Source organism: Parabacteroides sp. An277 (assembly GCF_002159645.1).
Lineage (GTDB): Bacteria > Bacteroidota > Bacteroidia > Bacteroidales > Tannerellaceae > Parabacteroides.
On record NZ_NFJB01000026.1, the window covers coordinates 27,596 to 44,364 of the forward strand.

Below are 16,769 nucleotides of genomic sequence, written 5' to 3' on the forward strand. Positions count from 1 at the left end.
CGTCATCTGCGTGCGGTAATACAAACAAAAATTGAACCTGCGTTGTCTATGTGCACTAATCTATTCCAAAAAATATCCTAAATCAGAAAATTTTATCGATAAATATTTGATTTTCTAATTTTTTTATCTATATTTGCAACCGGGAGTCAGAAAAAATTTTTCTGGGTCGCCGCAGGCTGCGGGAAGCAGGAAAAAATTTTTCCGGGTCTTCGCAAGCTACGAGAAGCAGGAAAAAAATTTTCTGAGTTGCCGCAAGCTGCGAAAAGCAGGAAAAAAATTTTCTGAGTTGTCGCAAGCTGCGGGAAGCAGGAAAAAATTTTTCTAAGTCGCCGCAAGCTGCGGGAAGCCAGAAAAAAATTTTCTAAGCTGTGAAGAGCATATTTAGTATTAACAATAATAATTAGAACCATTATGGATGAAATTAGATTAGATTTTCCGTATTATGCTATGAGAAATAGTGAACATTATCAGTTGAACCGTCGATTGCTAAAGTACATTCCGGTAGAATTTGCTGAAAAATATGGCGTGTCCGCTTCACGTTCTAAATTTCAGCTGACTTTCTATTCGGAAAACGAATGTTACGTGGGAAACACTAAATTTGCTTCTACTAACGAAATAGAAACGTTAGACAAAAAACGGAGCAATTTATTTATTTTCTTTTTAAAAACAATCCAATCGGGTTTATACAATCCTGAAGAGGCTGTAGTCAACGCAGCCAAACGGATGGAGTATTTAATCAAACCGTACAAAGACGCTTATCGTTTGTCATACGCGCAGAAGAGCGCGATGATTGCCGATTTTGTCGATTTAGTACAAGATGATGAAATCCAAACCGATTTGGAAGCATTAGGACTTGCCAATACAGTTAGCAAATTGGAGGAAGCCAACGAAGAGTTCGATACAGTTTATGAAACTCGTTCGACCGAACGCTTGAACCGCTCCATTTCCGAGACTATGAAAACAGTCCGTCCCAAGGTAGATAAAGCCTTTACAGAGTTGGCCAAAGACATTAACGCTTTCTTCCGGGTAAATGAACTGACTACAAAAGATGCGGAGACTCGCACCGATTTTTTGGCAGTAATTGAAAAAGTAAATAGTCTGCTGTACGAGATGGAAAAGACGCTGTCTCGCGCTGGCATTATCGGCAAACCATCCGGAAGCACTTCTGGCGATGAAGATGAACCGACGCCCGAACCAACCAAGCCGATGATTGTCGATATTTACCAGAAAGAAGGGGGCGATCCGGAAAGGCCATTGCAATTCAAGAAAGGCAAGACAGCTGTAATAGAAGGCAGCGGACTTACCTTATTAAACGCGGAAGGGACTGGAATAGGAGATATTATCCTTTCTTCTGCTATAATGGAGGAACCAATAGACGATAAAGTCCCGGCCGAATACATTACGCTCAATACAGATTCTCGCATCGAATTTACGATGATAGAGTATCTGACAGAAGGCGAATATAACATACGCATCGAGACCTATTACAACGGCGAAGGAAATCCGCCGCTCAGCGAGCCGGTCGTAATAAAATTCCCCGAAGTAATCACCTTGATTATGTAGGCTGATAACACACAAAGGGCATAACCGAAGCTAACGGCTATGCCCTTTTTTATTTTTCCGGTTTGAAAACGTTCTTACCGATTCATCCGTTTTTTATCTATCCATACCCCCATCAGATAGAGTGGAATCGCGCCAGAAACGAGGATGACGAGCGGCGCGTAAGGACGGAGGAGCGCCCAAAGCCCTTCGAGCGTGACGCTTTCCCCTCGAAAATAGAAAAATAGGAAGAGCACAAGCAATAGATAGAAGACGACGCCCCACGCGATTGCCCCGATACGCGGCAATGATTCCACATAAACAATACGCTTGCGGAGCGACTTTTCTTTCCAGATGAGGCGCATGATACATTCGTTCAGCCTGGACGAAGGACGTTCGGCCGTACCCTCCATTAATTTACGAGTAAGTTTATCGATTTCTTCCATAACTTATTACAATAAATTTTTTGTTTCCTGTTTCATTTTCTTTTCCAGTGCCGAATAGAAATGTTTACGCGCCCGAAAAAGTTTAGTCTTTACATTCGAAGGAGAGAGTTCCGTAATTTGACAAATATCCTCCACGGAACACTCCTCTAAATAGTAGAGCGTAAGCAGCAATGCCTCGTCGCGAGCCAATGCTTTCAAAGTCTGGGAGATAATCTCCTTCCGGTCTTTAGCTTCCAAGAGCGCGGAAGCAGTCTCTTGCTCGGCGACAGTAACGTCCGTCACCTCGACCGATTCAAAATCCGAAAAGAAATGCGGTGAACGCAACGAACTGATTGCCGTATGATACACGATTTGATAAAACCAGGAAGAGAATTTGCACGACCCTCTGAAGTTCGGCAGCGAACGGTACATCTTGACGAACGCATCCTGAACGACCTCCTCCGCCTCTTCGCGATTCCCCACGATGCGGAAAGCCAGCGTATAAGCCATTCGCTCGTATTTCGAGACGAGAAAGGCGAAGCTCTGCTTATCGCCCTCCAGCACGTTTGCAATCCATTGAGCTTCGTCCGTCATGCTTGTTTACTCATTAGGGATTCTTCCTAACCGTTTATCTTCTTCCTCTTCTTTTACTTGCATCTTGCGAGAAAGGAAAAAATATACGACAAAGCCGATTCCACCCAGCAACAAAGCAAACATCGGTACCGAAAAGATTTCGAAACCGAAATCTCCTTCCGGTACGTACGGGTCGACAAATAGACCGATTAAAACACCCAAAGCCAGTCCGATCATAAATAATCCATTGCGCAGCGCCGGATAACGGTTCGCCCGCTTCTCGGGTTCGCGGAGAATAACGCCGCCTTCAATCATTTTCATGCGTTCTTCATGACGAAAACGGCTAATCTTAATAATCGATGTCGTAGCGCATACGACGGGCGCTCCTACAGCACAAGTTATTACCCAAAATAAATCAAAATCCATACGATAATCTTTTTAATTCGACTTATTGTTTTAATTTGTTTTTCTATTCATAAGACGATAGAAGACAAACTTTGGTTACAGAAAATAACCGGAAATATAACGGGAAATAATAAAAAAAATATCCGAAGCAACTTCTCAGTTGACTTCGGATAAACAAAAAAATTAAACTATGGATGTCTACATTGAAGTATAAAATCAATCCATTACCTTGATTCGGATATTGCGATACCATACGTTGTCGCCATGGTCTTGCAAACCGATAAAACCTTCCTTATTTTCGCCACCGCAATTGAGAAGCAGTTCGTAAGCAAGCGGCCATTTATCTTGGCTGAACTTACTCTTGTCGAGCATTTCTTTCCATGCCGGAGTCCAAAGATGATATTCCACACAAGGCGTATCGCTATTGAGATAATGCACTACGGTACCTTTGTATACCATAATTTTACCCTTATTCCATTCGCCGTATGGTTTTGCATTTTGCGGTTTGGCCGGAATCATGTCGTAGAGGGAAGCAGATTGGCGGTTGCCATCTACACCCAGTTTGGCATCGGGGTGATTTTCATTATCCAATACTTGATATTCAGGTGCGGAGATGTAAGATGGAGCCATGACCCATTCGCCTTTGTCATTTTTCTCTTCCACTTCTTGAATCATATACATGACACCAGAGTTAGCTCCCTTGTCGACTTTCCATTCAAATTCAAGTTCGAAGTTCGAGAAACGATGCGCGAATACCAAATCACCGCCATCCTTGGCTCCGGCTTCTCCCATGCCTGAACCTTTGATGTGGATTGCCCCATCGTCTACTACCCAAGCAGCCGGTACGTCTTCACGAGCATAACCACGCCAACCTTTCAGCGTTTTACCATCGAAGAGAGTAATCCATCCTTCGCTATCTTTCGGGAAATCCGCTAAATCGACGGTAGGTAAATCTAATAATTTGTATTCCGGAGTAGCTGCTTCTGCGGCTGTTTCTGTTGCAGCTTCTTCCGTAGTAGCTGTGTCTGCTTTTTTACCTCCATTACAAGAAGCAAGGCATAAAGCCAATGTTGCTACGCCTGCTATTAATACTGACTTTTTCATCGTTGTTATGTATTTTAATTATCGTTGTATTTTATTCTTTTTATCGTTGTATTTTACTTCGGCATGTCCGGTAATTTCCATCCTTCACGGTAGTTATGCTTGATAAGTTCGGATGCGAACGCACGGGCATTAACAGGTTCTGTCCAAATCTTATTGAATTTCGGGTCACCATCAATTACTTTGAAGTCGTCTTTGATTAATATTTTAATCTCTTCATTGTCTTTGATGTTGGTAAATTGCATATTGGCACCGTCCCAATGTAATTCTTTGTTGAGCGTTTGTAAGCGGACAGCCAATACACCCATGACTACCATTTCGTTGAATGGTCCTGCCTCCGAGAAATCTGATTTGGTTTTTACTCGGCTGGAAGCATCTTCCTTACAAGCACGAACCCAATCCATTTCATGACCACCATTCATGGCATTGGCTACACGCCGACAGACTTTTGGTACATTGGTTGGTACACGCCCCGAGAGGAGGAAAGGCTGCTGGCCGTAACATCCGCATACGAGCGTATCCTTTGTACCATGGAATATGGTTAAACCTCCGCCCGGTCCCATCAGTTGTTTGCCTTCGGGGAAACCTTTCGGACGGTCGGGCATCATACCTCCGTCATACCAATGTACTTCTACTTCCGGCATAGCCAATTTCGGCATATTGTCACGTGCAGGGAAGGTGAGCTTTACATGCTGGGCAGTCGGTGCACAATCTTGCAGAAGAAGCGTGGAAGAAGCCTCTACTTTCGATGGATATCCCAACTTCAAAGCTTTAAAGGGCTGATGCAAGATATGGCATGCCATATCGCCCAATGCTCCGGTGCCAAAACGCCACCATCCGCGCCAATTCCATGGATGATAGATACTATTGTAGGGGATTAAATCGGTTGGTCCACAGAATAAATCCCAATTTAACGTCTTGGGTATGCGGTCTACCTTTTCAGGAGCGTTCAATCCTTGTGGCCAAATAGGACGGTCGGTTGCGCAATCCACGCGAGTTACATCTCCAATTTCACCATTCCAAATCCATTCGCACACGATGTCTGTCCCTTCATCCGAAGAACCTTGATTACCCATTTGTGTGGCTACATTATATTCTTTAGCCAAATTTGTCAGCAATCGAGATTCATATACAGAATGTGTAAGAGGTTTTTGGCAATAGACATGTTTTCCCATTGTGATGGCATCGGCCGTAATGATGGCATGTGTATGGTCTGCCGTAGCAATGATGACGGCATCAATATCTTTACCCATCTCGTCGTACATTTTGCGATAATCATAATACTTTTTCGCATTAGGAAGTTCGTCGAATACACCTTTGGCGTACTTCCAATCGACATCGCAGAGCGCAACGATATTTTCCGTCTTTTTTACATTATTGATATTGGCATGTCCCATGCCTCCGATACCTACAGCAGCGATGTTGAGTTTATCACTCGGTGCTGTATATCCATGACTCTTACCCAAAATTGTATTAGGGGCAATCGTGAATGCTGCAGCAGCTGCTGCACTTCTTCTAAGGAATGACCTTCTTGTTATCGACATGATATGTTTGTTTTTATAGATTAGCTTTATATTTTATTTTAAACCGGCACAAATTTAAAGAGAGATGTTCGAATTTCAAACAAAATTCTTCCCTTTTTCTTGTGCATAGTCTTTTTTAACGTTTTGTTTCCTGTCCCTTGGATTCTTATTTGAATACAGAGGTGTAGAAACACATTTTATATATATCTGCTCCTCTGTATGAAAGAACTTATTTCCCTAATATCTCTTCAAAATAAGAAAGGTTGGGACGTATTTCTTTCCCTTCGAAATTGACAGGGTATTGGGCTTCTTTCTCTTCCAACGCTTGCATCATGTGGCGAAGGAGAGTAAGGGTTTGCGTTGGATGTTTACGTGATATTTCCTGTTTTTCGTAGGGGTCTTCCTTTAAATTATAGAGGATGCAATCGGGACGTTCGGAGTGTTCTGGATTATAATAATAGACGAGTTTCCAATCGCCCTCGCGGTAGGAGGTGAAATAGCTTCCGCGGTGGTTGTGCGGGAAATGCATTAGGAAGATATCTTCGTGTGCAGCATCGTGTTGTCCCGTTAATAGCGTATGTAAATCATGTCCGTCTACGGGATGTGTGTTGGGTATGTTTGCTTCGCTCAGAGTAGCTAATGTCGGATAAATATCCAGCACGCTTCCCATCTGTGTTTGGATTTCACCTTGCGGAATGGGCAACTTCTTTTGGAATGTATTCTTTTTGTTTGTTTTAGCCCATGCTACGATACAAGGAACGCGCATGCCTCCTTCAAATTCAGAACCCTTTTTACCTCTCAATGGAGCAGACGAACTATATCCGCGCGAATCGCCCAGCGGAGCATCCGAACCGTTATCTCCCAAGAAGATAATTAGTGTGTTTTCAGCAATGCCTTTCGCTTCGAGATGGTCAAGTACATCACCCAGCGATTTGTCCATGCTTTCAATCAACGTGGCAAATGATTTGGCCGCATCGCTTTTATCAGATGAAGCATAATGTTCCCAGAAACGTTCATCGCGTTCGAAAGGAGCGTGGACGGCATAATGAGCCAAATAGAGGAAGAAGGGCTTTTTCTCTTCTATCGCTTTATCTATTTGTGCGTTCGCTTCCAGTGTGAGGGCATCTGTCAAGAAAACATCCTCTGCATAATATTTCTCTAATCCTGGTACTGCACGGGGTTTGTATCCTTGTATATTCCCATATCCATTTCGTCCGTAGTAGCTTCCCGGTTGACCAATAGACGAACCGGCGATATTTATATCATATCCTACGTTTTTGGGTATCTCTCCTTCGCTTCCCATACATCCGAAATGCGCTTTGCCTACATGGATCGTTTTATATCCTTGCGTTTTAAGCAAACGGGGAAGGGTGAGGTCTTTCGTGGTTAATCCTTGCCAATTCCATGCATACGGGCCATATTGGTCGCGGTTGTTGGTCTCAGAATTAATCCAATTGGTTGTATGATGCCGTGCAGAGGATTGTCCTGTCATAATGGACGCGCGCGAAGGGGAACTGACACTATTGGCATAAAACGTAGAGAACCGAATCCCTTGTGCCGCGAGTCGCTCCATATTGGGCGTATGATACCAATCGTTCAGTGCATGGCGAACGGGATTCCCCAACGAATCGGTTAAGAATGGGCAAGAGGTATCCATCAATCCCATATCGTCTACTAAAAATACTATTACATTCGGACGCTCTTCGGCTGCAACGAAAAGCGAGGATGCGGCTAATCCGCCCAGGATGAGATGTGTCTTCATATATAAATCAATCAAGTGTTGCCATATTATTTCTATTATACAAAGGTAAGGAAAATTTTTTATATTCGAAAAGGAAAAACGATTCTGCCGTAGAAAAAACTTTGATGTTGCCTGGGAAAACTCTATCTTTAGGCTAAAGATACATATCTTCAAGTTAAAGATACATATCTTCAGGCTGCAGATATATATCTTTAGCCTAAAGATAGAGTTTTTCTCGGCTGTTTGTATTTTTAGGTCAGGCGTCTTTGTGATTTTTTCCAAGGCAATTGCCGTTTATCTTTGTTTTTTAGATCGGATATTCTTTGTATCTTTGTATTTGTTTGGTTAAGTAAGTTTATGGAAAACAAAGACGGTGCATCTCGGAAGCAGGACATAGAGTGGCTGGCGGCGTTGCGCCGCTCGGATCGGAAGGCTTATGCGGCTTTGTTTCGTCATTATTATCCGTCACTTTGTGCCTATTGCCAACGATTTGTGACCTTGGAAGATGCCGAAGAGATTGTGCAAGATGCCTTGTTCTGGCTTTGGGAAACGCGCGAAGAAGTAATCGTACGGCAGGCATTGGGCGCTTATCTTTTTAAGACGGTTTATCATAAAGCGATGAACCAAATCGCGCAAAATGAGGTGAAGGGCCGTGCGGATACGATTTACTTTGAAGAGATGCAAACGATATTGCCCGAGGTGGATGCCTACCAATTCGAGGAGTTGAAAGAGAAATTACGCGAAGCGTTGGCTGGATTGCCGGATAGTTATCGCGAAGCCTTCGTGATGCATCGTTTCCGGCATATGAGTTATAAAGAGATAGCCGAGAGGCTTGGCGTTTCAAACAAGACGGTCGACTATCGCATTCAGCAATCTTTGAAAATACTGCGTGTCAAGCTAAAAGATTACCTCCCGTTACTATTCTTTCTCTTTTATGCGCGTTAAAATTGCTCAATTGAGCAAAAGTATGTATCTTTGCTTCGATTGAAAAAAGATAGACAATGCAGGTTGAAGAAAGGTTTATGGCACGTTGCTTGGAATTGGCTCGACATGGGGCGGGGCATGTAGCTCCGAATCCGATGGTAGGTGCTGTAATCGTACACAACGGAGAAATTATTGGCGAAGGGTTTCATCGCCGATGTGGGGAGGCGCATGCTGAAGTGAATGCGATTGCGTCGGTAAAGAATGAAAAGTGGTTTCGATGGTCCACTTTATATGTGAGCCTTGAGCCCTGTTCGCATTATGGGAAAACGCCTCCTTGTGTGGATTTGATTATTCGTAAACGAATTCCGCGCGTGGTGATAGGATGCCTGGATCCGTTTCCGGAAGTGTCTGGCCAAGGTGTTGAACGGTTGCGGAAGGCAGGTGTTCAGGTAATAACTGGCGTGATGGAAGAAGAGGCAAAGGCCTTGAACGAAGTGTTTATGACTTTTCAAACCCGAGAACGCCCGTTCGTAACGTTAAAATGGGCAGAAAGCGCAGATGGCTTTATTGATTATGAACGAATGAATACGGAGGAACCGAAATTGTTTGTTTCTAACCTTGTGACGCAAATTCGTTCGCATAAACTACGGGCAGAATCAGCTGCCATCTTAGTCGGAACGCGTACGGCGATGTTGGATAATCCTAGTTTGACTACACGTTGTTGGGCAGGAACCTCGCCTGTTCGTATGGCCATCGATCGTGATTTGAAAATCCCTAAACAATTCCACTTGTTGGATGGAAGTGCACCGACCATTATATTTACGACATGTTGCGAAGGACGTATCGGAAATACGGAATATGTTTTGTTGGACTTTAAGCGACCAATTGTAGCGCAAATCATGCAAGCGCTCCGACGTCGGAAACTTACTTCATTGATTGTAGAGGGAGGAACCAATATGCTTCAGCAATTCATTGACGCCGGTTGCTGGGATTGTGCAATAGTAGAGAAAGGAACACAAGAAATAGGCCGAGGCGTACGGGCGCCTGTCCTATTGGATAGGATGACTGAAATCCAATCTTTCGGAGGACATTCTTTTATTGTATACCGACATTGTGGCGAATCTTTAACCTAAAAATATTATAAATATTGCCGTTTATTAGGTAAGAAGCGGAAAATGTTTCTACTTTTGTGCCTTTGAATGAACTAACTATATTTTGAATGAAAAATAAACTGTATTTATTCATAGCGGGTTGTTGGGCTCTCGTGTTGTCTTCTTGCTTGGATTCGGGCGGGTTAGATAGAGAGTATGAGGTTGATAGAGACTGTCAAATCACGAGTTTTTCTTTGCAATCGGATTCGGTCTCTGGCTTGGATGAAGTAAAATTTACGATCGACCAAGTGAATGGTCGTATCATGAATTTAGACTCTATGCCGTATGGAACGGAAATTGAAAAGGTGATTTGTACGGTGTCGATTGGTTCTTATGTAGGTCGAATTGAAGTGTTTCAGCAGGCGACCGGTGATACGTTGGATTGGAATCAGAAAGATTCGTTGGATTTTTCGCAACCAGTGCGGTTTGTCACTTCTTCTACCGATCGTACGGTATCAAAAGAATATTTGGCTTATGTGAATATTCATCAAGTAGTCCCGGATTCGTTGCCTTGGTCTTTGTATACTGACGAGATGATAGGACAAACGATGGTTGAGCAACGGGTAATCCCTTACTCGGATGGCGAGACGGACTATTATTATATGTATATGCGACCGACTTCGCAAGGTGCTTATCATTTGTATCGTTCAGCAGAAGCAGACGCAAAGGAATGGAGTGAAATCACACTCTCTGGATTGCCCGAGAGTGGCGTTGATTTAGCGCAAATAACTCGTTTTGAGGATAAGATGTATGTGCCGGCTACAGATGGTTCTTTATATGAGTCTCCGGATGGTTCGGAATGGACACGGGTAACCGAAACGCCGGAAGTAGTTTCTCTTCTGGGAAGTATGCGTCCCAATGTAAATCAGCCAGCCAGATTATCTGCGATTATTCGATATGAAGGCGTGTTACAATTTGCTGCAATGATGACCGATGGAGAATGGCAAGTAGGTGCAGAGGTGCCAACGGATTTTCCGATAGCAGGTTTTGCTTCATTGCCTATCTCTCTAATGTATCGCGAACGTATCTTGATTGTAGGTGGAAGAGCTTCCAATGACGCATTGCAAAATGTTAGTTGGGCGACAATGGATGCTCTTACATGGGCAAAGATGACGGATTCGCAAAGTCATTATTTTTCGGCTCGGGCAGGAAGCATGATGGCATATTATGATAATAAATATTATTTGATAGGTGGTATAGATGAAAACGGTACGCCTTTGAAAGATATTTATACGTCGACTGATTATGGCGTGACGTGGAAATTGCAAGATGAAATGGTTATTCTTCCGGCCGAATATCAAGCACGAGGATATGCTTCGATGTTGGTCGATGCAGACAACTTCTTGTTGATTTTCGGTGGAAAGACGAACGAAACAGGTAGTTTTTTGGATGAAATTTGGAAAGGTCGGATAAATCGTCTTGGATTTGAGCGGCAGTAAAACTTACGACTGCTCGCGTATAATTTTTGAAGATTCTTAGCGTTACAAAAGAAGTATGTTTACTGAAATAAATTCTTATTTTATGAACGCATCTCTTTTTCGACGCATAATCTGTCTGGGCGCGCTACTAAGTTGTATTGGGTTTATGCATGCTCAGGAATATAAATATGAAATCGGCGGTATGGTAGGTACTTCCTATTATATGGGCGATTTAAATAAAAATTCGTTCTTTAAGGGATTGAATCCCTCGGCAGGAGTCGTGTTTCGATATACGCCTAATTTTCGTTGGGCTGTAAAGACTGACTTATTGTGGGGGCGCGTGTCCGGTAGTACGGATGGCTTGGAAAATGTGTTTCCGAATCAAGCGACAGCTTCGTTCAGTAGGAGCTTTTTTGAAATAGGAGGGCAAATGGAGTTTAACTTCATGCCTTATAGTGATAAGTTCGCTTATTTGCATACGAAGCGTTTTTCGCCTTATATTTTGTTTGGAATAGGTGTAACCGTAGCTCCTGGTAATGAAACTTTTGCCAGTTTGAATATCCCGTTGGGTATTGGAGCTAAATATAAGGTGGCGAATCGATTGAATTTGGGATTAGAGTTCTCGTTTCGTAAATTGTTCGGAGATTCGTTTGATGTAACAGATGGAAACAATGCATTTTTGGATAATCCTTATGAGATATCCGGAAGTGCATTTAAAAATAAAGATTGGTATTCTTTGTTGATGTTTTCAGTTACATGGGACTTTGGTTTACGATGTCGGACGTGTAATAATAGATATAGTAGCGGATCTTTTTAAGCAAAAGAAGCATGTCGTTGTTGGAAAAAATAGATATGAACCGTTTGCCACAACATGTGGCAATTATTATGGATGGTAACGGGCGATGGGCGAAAGCTCGTGGCAAAGAACGTTATATAGGTCATCAAGAAGGGGTGATTTCCGTTCGGAAGGTAGTAGAAGCTGCCTCCGATTTGGGAATAAAATACTTGACCATGTATACTTTCTCAACTGAAAACTGGAATCGTCCAGAAGAAGAGGTACATGCTTTGATGACGCTAATGGTGAAGGCCATCCAACGCGAGACGCCTGATTTGATGAAGAACAATGTCCGTTTGGATGCAATTGGCAATTTAGACCGGCTTCCGGAAGAAGCACGTCAGACGTTGCAGGAGTGTATTGAGGAGACATCCGTCAATACAGGGGCGACGGTTATTTTGGCCTTAAGCTATTCGGCTCGTTGGGAAATCTCAGAAGCAGTTCGCCAGATTGCGATGGAAGTCCAGAAAGGTGATTTGTCTATTGATTCGATTGATGAGATGACGATTTCCAAGCATCTTACAACTCGGTATTTCCCTGACCCCGACTTGTTGATTCGAACAGGAGGCGAGCAGCGTCTGAGTAATTTTCTGTTATGGCAATTGTCATACGCGGAATTTTATTTCACAGAGGTCTATTGGCCTGATTTTAGAAAGGAAGAATTTTATGATGCTATTTTGTATTATCAACGTCGCGAACGAAGATTTGGTAAGACAAGTGAGCAATTAATTTTATAAACAATATCAGTGGCTATGTACAAGAAATTAGTACTGTTTTTTGCTTTCTTGAGTGTTTCGTTGGGAGCATTTGCACAGGAAAGCGATACGGCGAAGGTTGAAAAGCCGGCGGAATTGCCGGTGATTTCATACTCGGCACCACCTAAGAAGTATAAAATTGCGGATATCAAGGTGACGGGTGTGAAGAATTATGATGATTTTGTGCTGATTGGCTTCTCCGGATTGTCCGTAGGCGATGAGATTACCGTCCCTGGTGACGAGATTACTTCAGCGGTAAAGGCATTCTGGCGTCACGGCTTGTTTTCGGATGTGAAGATTGTAGCTACTAAGATTGAAGGCGACCAGATTTGGTTGGAATATCAATTGAAACAGCGTCCACGTATCTCGGAAATTAATTATCATGGCATTAAAAAGGGTGAACGTGAGGATTTGGAGACGAAGTTGGGTTTGAAGAAAGGGTTTCAAATTACACCCAATGTGCTCGACCGGGCCAAGATTCTTATTGAGAAGTTCTTTGATGGGAAAGGCTTTAAGAATGTGGATGTGGATATCCAGCAGAAAGATGATTTAGCACACGAAGGCGAGGTTATCCTGGATATTTTTATTGATAAACACGAGAAAACGAAAATCCATCGTATTTATTTTGATGGTAATAATGCGTTGTCTGCTCAAGAGTTGAAGAAGGCGATGAAGAAGACGAACGAAAAGTTTAGCCTCTTCAACGACTGGAAGTCGAGTATCCTCGAAATGTTTAGCACAAAGAAATTTACCACCGAAGAGTATGAGAATGATAAAGATAATATCATCTCTAAATACAATGAATATGGTTATCGTGATGCTGTTCTTTTGGCGGATAGTGTGGTGAACTATAATGAAAAGAAGGTGGATATTTACCTTAAGTTGGAAGAAGGAAATAAGTATTACTTGAAAGACATCGATTTTGTAGGAAATACGAAATATCCGACTTCCCAATTGATGGCTATCTTGGGCATGAAGCCAGGTGAAGTCTATAACCAGAAGAAATTGAGCGATCGCTTGACGAATGACGAAGATGCCGTTTCGAATATTTATTTCAATAATGGTTATCTGTTCTTTAGTGCCGATCCGGTCGAAGTGGATGTCGAAAATGATTCTATTTCCTTGGAAATTCGTATTCAGGAAGGTCCGCAAGCTACTATTAATCGAGTAATAATTAATGGTAACGATCGCTTGTACGAAGATATCGTTCGTCGAGAGTTGCGTACGAAACCCGGACAGCTCTTTAGCCGTGAGGATTTGATGCGTTCGGTACGTGAAATTGCCCAGATGGGACATTTTGACCCTGAGAATATGGATCCGCGTCCGATTCCTGATCCAGAGAATGGTACGGTAGATATTGAATATAACTTGACTTCGAAGGCAAACGACCAGATTGAGTTCTCTGCTGGTTGGGGGCAGACGGGTGTGATTGGTAAGTTGAGTTTGAAGTTTACGAACTTCTCTATGAAGAACTTCTTCAATCCATCTACGTATAAAGGTATCATTCCACAAGGCGAGGGGCAAACATTGACGCTCTCCGGACAAACGAACGGACGTTATTATCAGGCGTATAGTATTTCCTTCCTCGACCCATGGTTCGGTGGTAAACGCCCGAATACCTTATCGGTTAGTGCTTATTTCTCGAAACAAACGGATATCAGTACAAACTATTATAGCAACATGATGAGCAATTACATGGGTTATTATCCTTATGGTTATGGTTATGGGTATGGGTATCCTTATTATGGCTATGGGTATGGTTATGGAGGTTATTATGATAATGGTAGCTACGAATTGGCACTCGACCCGGATAAATCTATCATGATGTTTGGTGTTTCGGCTGGTTATGGTAAACGTTTGAATTGGCCGGACGATTATTTCCAATTCATGGCGACGTTGAATTATCAGGTGTATAAGATGCACGATTGGGATTATTTCTTGGTGAATAATGGAACATGTCATAATATCAACCTCGAGCTCCTTTTGCAGCGTAATTCTATTGATAATCCGCTTTATACGCGTAGAGGTTCGCAATTCTCTTTCTCGGTAGCCCTTACGCCTCCTTATTCATTGTTCGATGGAAAGGATTACGCGTCGATGGAAGATACCGATCCGAACAAGTTCAAGATGATTGAATATCATAAATGGAAATTCCAAGCGAAGGTATTTACGCCTTTGGCTCCGATTACGGTCAAGCGTACTCCCGTCTTAATGACGCGTGCCGAGTTTGGTTTCTTGGGTGCGTATGATAAGAACAAGCGTTCGCCATTCGAAACCTTCTATATGGGTGGTGATGGTATGAGTGGTTATTCAAGTACGTATGCGACAGAGACAATCGGTTTGCGTGGATATGAAAATGGTAGCATCGCGGGTGGTTATGGCGTTTATACGAATGCGGTGGCTTACACGCGCCTTTCGATGGAGTTGCGTTATCCGTTCGTGCTCGAACCTTCGTCTACTATTTATGGATTGGTATTTGCCGAGGCAGGTAATGCCTGGACGGATATGAGCAATTATAACCCATTCAATTTGAAACGTTCGGCGGGTGTGGGCGTCCGCATCTTCCTCCCGATGATTGGTTTGATGGGTATCGACTGGGCGTATGGATTCGATGCACCGAATTATGGAAGCACAGACCGAAGCGGAAGTCAGTTCCACTTCATTATTGGACAAGAGTTTTAATCGATGATATTGAAAAAGAGGCTGCTTCGCGAAGAGGTTAGCCTCTTTTTTTATCCCCTTTTGGGGGATATCTTGTGCGGGTGGAAAAACATAGGCATAATCGCTTGCGATTCTAATTATAAACGGAAACGATTATAGGCATAAATGGAAAGAAATAAGAAAAGTAGTGTCCCCACGTATATATACAAAATAAAAACACTATATTTGCGACAAAATCATTTATCATGACAAAGGGACAATTCTTGAACGATACGCATGTTTCCAGGTTTATTTGTTGGTTTCGTAATAAATTGTCAAACTTCACTCATTCTTATTACAATCAGAAGGAGAAGGAGGAATGGCGATGTGTCTCTTTTTATGATGCTTGTGATAAATATAAATGGGGCGGTCATAATTGGGAAGAAACCAATAACACATTGGAAGATTATTCCAAGCGGCTTGAAGAAAGCATTCGGAATAGAGACAATGATGCTTGCCGTAAAGTTTGCCATGATATATTGCAATGGGGAGGCGTTTTGCAGGAAAACAAAGAAAAAATTGAGGGACAAACCGATCTTGTCGATTATTTAATGAGAGCCAAAGAGGTTATAACCTGCGACTCTTTGGATGACATTATTGAAGAAGGAATCATTATGTCCTCTGGCTTTTCGAAGATTTATTCCTTATATATAGACGATTTCGTTATTTATGATAGCCGTGTGGGAGCTGCTTTATGTTATTTGGTGAAACTATATTGTAAAGAGCAGAGGTGTGAATGTGTTCCTCCTACACTGAAATTCGCCTATGGAGCAAGTCGAAACCCAAAAGTCAATCGGAATCCTAACAGCGATAATTACAAATTTTCTTCTCTCTATCAAGAACAAGGGAAAATCTATATTGAATGTAACCTTAAAGCCAATTGGCTGTTAAAAGAGGTTTTAAATTTCTCAGAATGTAAATTCAAGGACGTGCGTTCGTTGGAAGCCGCCCTCTTTATGATTGGATATGCGATTCCAAGAGAGCAAGAGCAACAAACATTAAAAACATATCGAAATATGAAATTGGCAGAAGCACTCAGTTTGCGGGCTGACTTACAAAAAAGAATATCGCAACTGGAAGTCCGGCTGAAAAACAACGCCCGGATTCAAGAAGGCGAGGAGCCGGCGGAAAATCCGCTGGAACTCATGGAAGAGTTGAATAACAATCTGAATGATTTGGAAACTTTGATTTTTAGAATCAACCACACTAATATGGCAACCTCGTCGGAAGGAATCAGCCTTACGGAAATGATTGCGAAGAAAGATGTCTTGGCTCTGCGCATTTCCGTACTTCGTTCCGTCGCACAGTCGGCAATGGGAAGTTTGGAGCGTTATTCGGCAAACGAAATCCGTTACGTCCGCACGCTTAATGTAGCTGATTTGCAAAAACAGATAGATTCATATTCCAAGCAGTTGCGAGAATTGGACGTAAAAATCCAACAGTTAAATTGGATGACAGAGTTGATATAACAAAATTCAGGTAGTTCCCCGAATAGGGCGAGTACATCTCTGGCAGTTGAGAATGAATTGTCGAACCTACTTGCGAATGGGAGCGGGAGCGGAGCATAGCGCAAAAAGAATTGTAATGCTCAGCATTGTTACAAGCTCAAACCGCAAGTCGCATTGTTACTACCGTGTACTGACTATAAAGGGAATGAGGGCGGGTTGGTGGGGTTCTTT

14 protein-coding genes are annotated in these 16,769 nt (G+C 42.6%); 8 read left to right on the plus strand and 6 right to left on the minus strand.

Annotated features, from left to right (window positions below; genetic code table 11):
- Positions 1 to 411: 411 nt before the first annotated feature.
- On the plus strand, positions 412 to 1,563 hold the full coding sequence (locus B5F77_RS10960; protein ID WP_087330716.1) for a DUF6261 family protein: 1,152 nt from the start codon (positions 412 to 414) through the stop codon (positions 1,561 to 1,563).
- Positions 1,564 to 1,637: 74 nt separating this feature from the next.
- Here the strand turns inward: B5F77_RS10960 and B5F77_RS10965 are convergent, their stop codons facing one another.
- The 6 genes from B5F77_RS10965 to B5F77_RS10990 all read right to left on the minus strand — a co-directional run bounded on the left by B5F77_RS10965 (position 1,638) and on the right by B5F77_RS10990 (position 7,328).
- Positions 1,638 to 1,985 (minus strand): hypothetical protein, encoded by a 348-nt coding sequence (locus tag B5F77_RS10965; RefSeq protein WP_087330718.1) that lies wholly within the window; start codon positions 1,983 to 1,985, stop codon positions 1,638 to 1,640.
- A gap of 6 nt (positions 1,986 to 1,991) precedes the next feature.
- Entirely contained in the window at positions 1,992 to 2,558 is a 567-nt protein-coding gene (locus B5F77_RS10970) for an RNA polymerase sigma factor (RefSeq protein WP_087330720.1), read from the minus strand.
- 6 nt (positions 2,559 to 2,564) lie between these two features.
- A complete protein-coding gene (locus B5F77_RS10975) occupies positions 2,565 to 2,963 on the minus strand; it encodes a DUF6249 domain-containing protein (protein ID WP_087330722.1) in 399 nt (132 codons plus the stop codon).
- Positions 2,964 to 3,158: 195 nt separating this feature from the next.
- The gene (locus tag B5F77_RS10980) at positions 3,159 to 4,046 is read right to left on the minus strand and encodes a DUF1080 domain-containing protein (protein WP_087330724.1); all 888 of its coding nucleotides are present in this window, start codon (positions 4,044 to 4,046) and stop codon (positions 3,159 to 3,161) included.
- 53 nt (positions 4,047 to 4,099) lie between these two features.
- Positions 4,100 to 5,590, minus strand: a complete 1,491-nt coding sequence (locus B5F77_RS10985) for a Gfo/Idh/MocA family oxidoreductase (RefSeq protein WP_087330726.1) — start codon at positions 5,588 to 5,590, stop codon at positions 4,100 to 4,102.
- A gap of 205 nt (positions 5,591 to 5,795) precedes the next feature.
- Positions 5,796 to 7,328, minus strand: a complete 1,533-nt coding sequence (locus B5F77_RS10990; protein ID WP_087330762.1) for a sulfatase — start codon at positions 7,326 to 7,328, stop codon at positions 5,796 to 5,798.
- A 336-nt stretch (positions 7,329 to 7,664) separates the two neighbouring features.
- Here B5F77_RS10990 and B5F77_RS10995 point away from each other — a divergent pair, with 336 nt between their 5' ends.
- The 7 genes from B5F77_RS10995 (at position 7,665) to B5F77_RS11030 (ending at position 16,559) form a co-directional block, all read left to right on the plus strand.
- A complete protein-coding gene (locus B5F77_RS10995) occupies positions 7,665 to 8,252 on the plus strand; it encodes an RNA polymerase sigma-70 factor (RefSeq protein ID WP_087330728.1) in 588 nt (195 codons plus the stop codon).
- A 56-nt stretch (positions 8,253 to 8,308) separates the two neighbouring features.
- A complete protein-coding gene (ribD, locus tag B5F77_RS11000; RefSeq protein ID WP_087330730.1) occupies positions 8,309 to 9,364 on the plus strand; it encodes a bifunctional diaminohydroxyphosphoribosylaminopyrimidine deaminase/5-amino-6-(5-phosphoribosylamino)uracil reductase RibD in 1,056 nt (351 codons plus the stop codon).
- Between the two features lie 86 nt (positions 9,365 to 9,450).
- On the plus strand, positions 9,451 to 10,821 hold the full coding sequence (locus tag B5F77_RS11005; RefSeq protein ID WP_239446317.1) for a DUF6242 domain-containing protein: 1,371 nt from the start codon (positions 9,451 to 9,453) through the stop codon (positions 10,819 to 10,821).
- An 82-nt stretch (positions 10,822 to 10,903) separates the two neighbouring features.
- The gene (locus B5F77_RS11010; protein WP_087330764.1) at positions 10,904 to 11,617 is read left to right on the plus strand and encodes a DUF6089 family protein; all 714 of its coding nucleotides are present in this window, start codon (positions 10,904 to 10,906) and stop codon (positions 11,615 to 11,617) included.
- Between the two features lie 11 nt (positions 11,618 to 11,628).
- Entirely contained in the window at positions 11,629 to 12,372 is a 744-nt protein-coding gene (locus B5F77_RS11015; RefSeq protein ID WP_087330732.1) for an isoprenyl transferase, read from the plus strand.
- 15 nt (positions 12,373 to 12,387) lie between these two features.
- On the plus strand, positions 12,388 to 15,072 hold the full coding sequence (bamA, locus tag B5F77_RS11020; protein WP_087330734.1) for an outer membrane protein assembly factor BamA: 2,685 nt from the start codon (positions 12,388 to 12,390) through the stop codon (positions 15,070 to 15,072).
- Positions 15,073 to 16,106: 1,034 nt separating this feature from the next.
- The gene (locus tag B5F77_RS11030) at positions 16,107 to 16,559 is read left to right on the plus strand and encodes a DIP1984 family protein (RefSeq protein ID WP_087330766.1); all 453 of its coding nucleotides are present in this window, start codon (positions 16,107 to 16,109) and stop codon (positions 16,557 to 16,559) included.
- The last annotated feature ends 210 nt before the right edge of the window (positions 16,560 to 16,769 follow it).

Coding starts and splice junctions, on each gene's coding strand:
- B5F77_RS10960 (WP_087330716.1), top strand. CDS start 412: ATGGATGAAATTAGATTAGATTTTCCGTATTATGCTATGAGAAATAGT.
- B5F77_RS10965 (WP_087330718.1), bottom strand. CDS start 1,985: ATGGAAGAAATCGATAAACTTACTCGTAAATTAATGGAGGGTACGGCC.
- B5F77_RS10970 (WP_087330720.1), bottom strand. CDS start 2,558: ATGACGGACGAAGCTCAATGGATTGCAAACGTGCTGGAGGGCGATAAG.
- B5F77_RS10975 (WP_087330722.1), bottom strand. CDS start 2,963: ATGGATTTTGATTTATTTTGGGTAATAACTTGTGCTGTAGGAGCGCCC.
- B5F77_RS10980 (WP_087330724.1), bottom strand. CDS start 4,046: ATGAAAAAGTCAGTATTAATAGCAGGCGTAGCAACATTGGCTTTATGC.
- B5F77_RS10990 (WP_087330762.1), bottom strand. CDS start 7,328: ATGAAGACACATCTCATCCTGGGCGGATTAGCCGCATCCTCGCTTTTC.
- B5F77_RS10995 (WP_087330728.1), top strand. CDS start 7,665: ATGGAAAACAAAGACGGTGCATCTCGGAAGCAGGACATAGAGTGGCTG.
- ribD (WP_087330730.1), top strand. CDS start 8,309: ATGCAGGTTGAAGAAAGGTTTATGGCACGTTGCTTGGAATTGGCTCGA.
- B5F77_RS11005 (WP_239446317.1), top strand. CDS start 9,451: ATGAAAAATAAACTGTATTTATTCATAGCGGGTTGTTGGGCTCTCGTG.
- B5F77_RS11010 (WP_087330764.1), top strand. CDS start 10,904: ATGAACGCATCTCTTTTTCGACGCATAATCTGTCTGGGCGCGCTACTA.
- B5F77_RS11015 (WP_087330732.1), top strand. CDS start 11,629: ATGTCGTTGTTGGAAAAAATAGATATGAACCGTTTGCCACAACATGTG.
- bamA (WP_087330734.1), top strand. CDS start 12,388: ATGTACAAGAAATTAGTACTGTTTTTTGCTTTCTTGAGTGTTTCGTTG.
- B5F77_RS11030 (WP_087330766.1), top strand. CDS start 16,107: ATGAAATTGGCAGAAGCACTCAGTTTGCGGGCTGACTTACAAAAAAGA.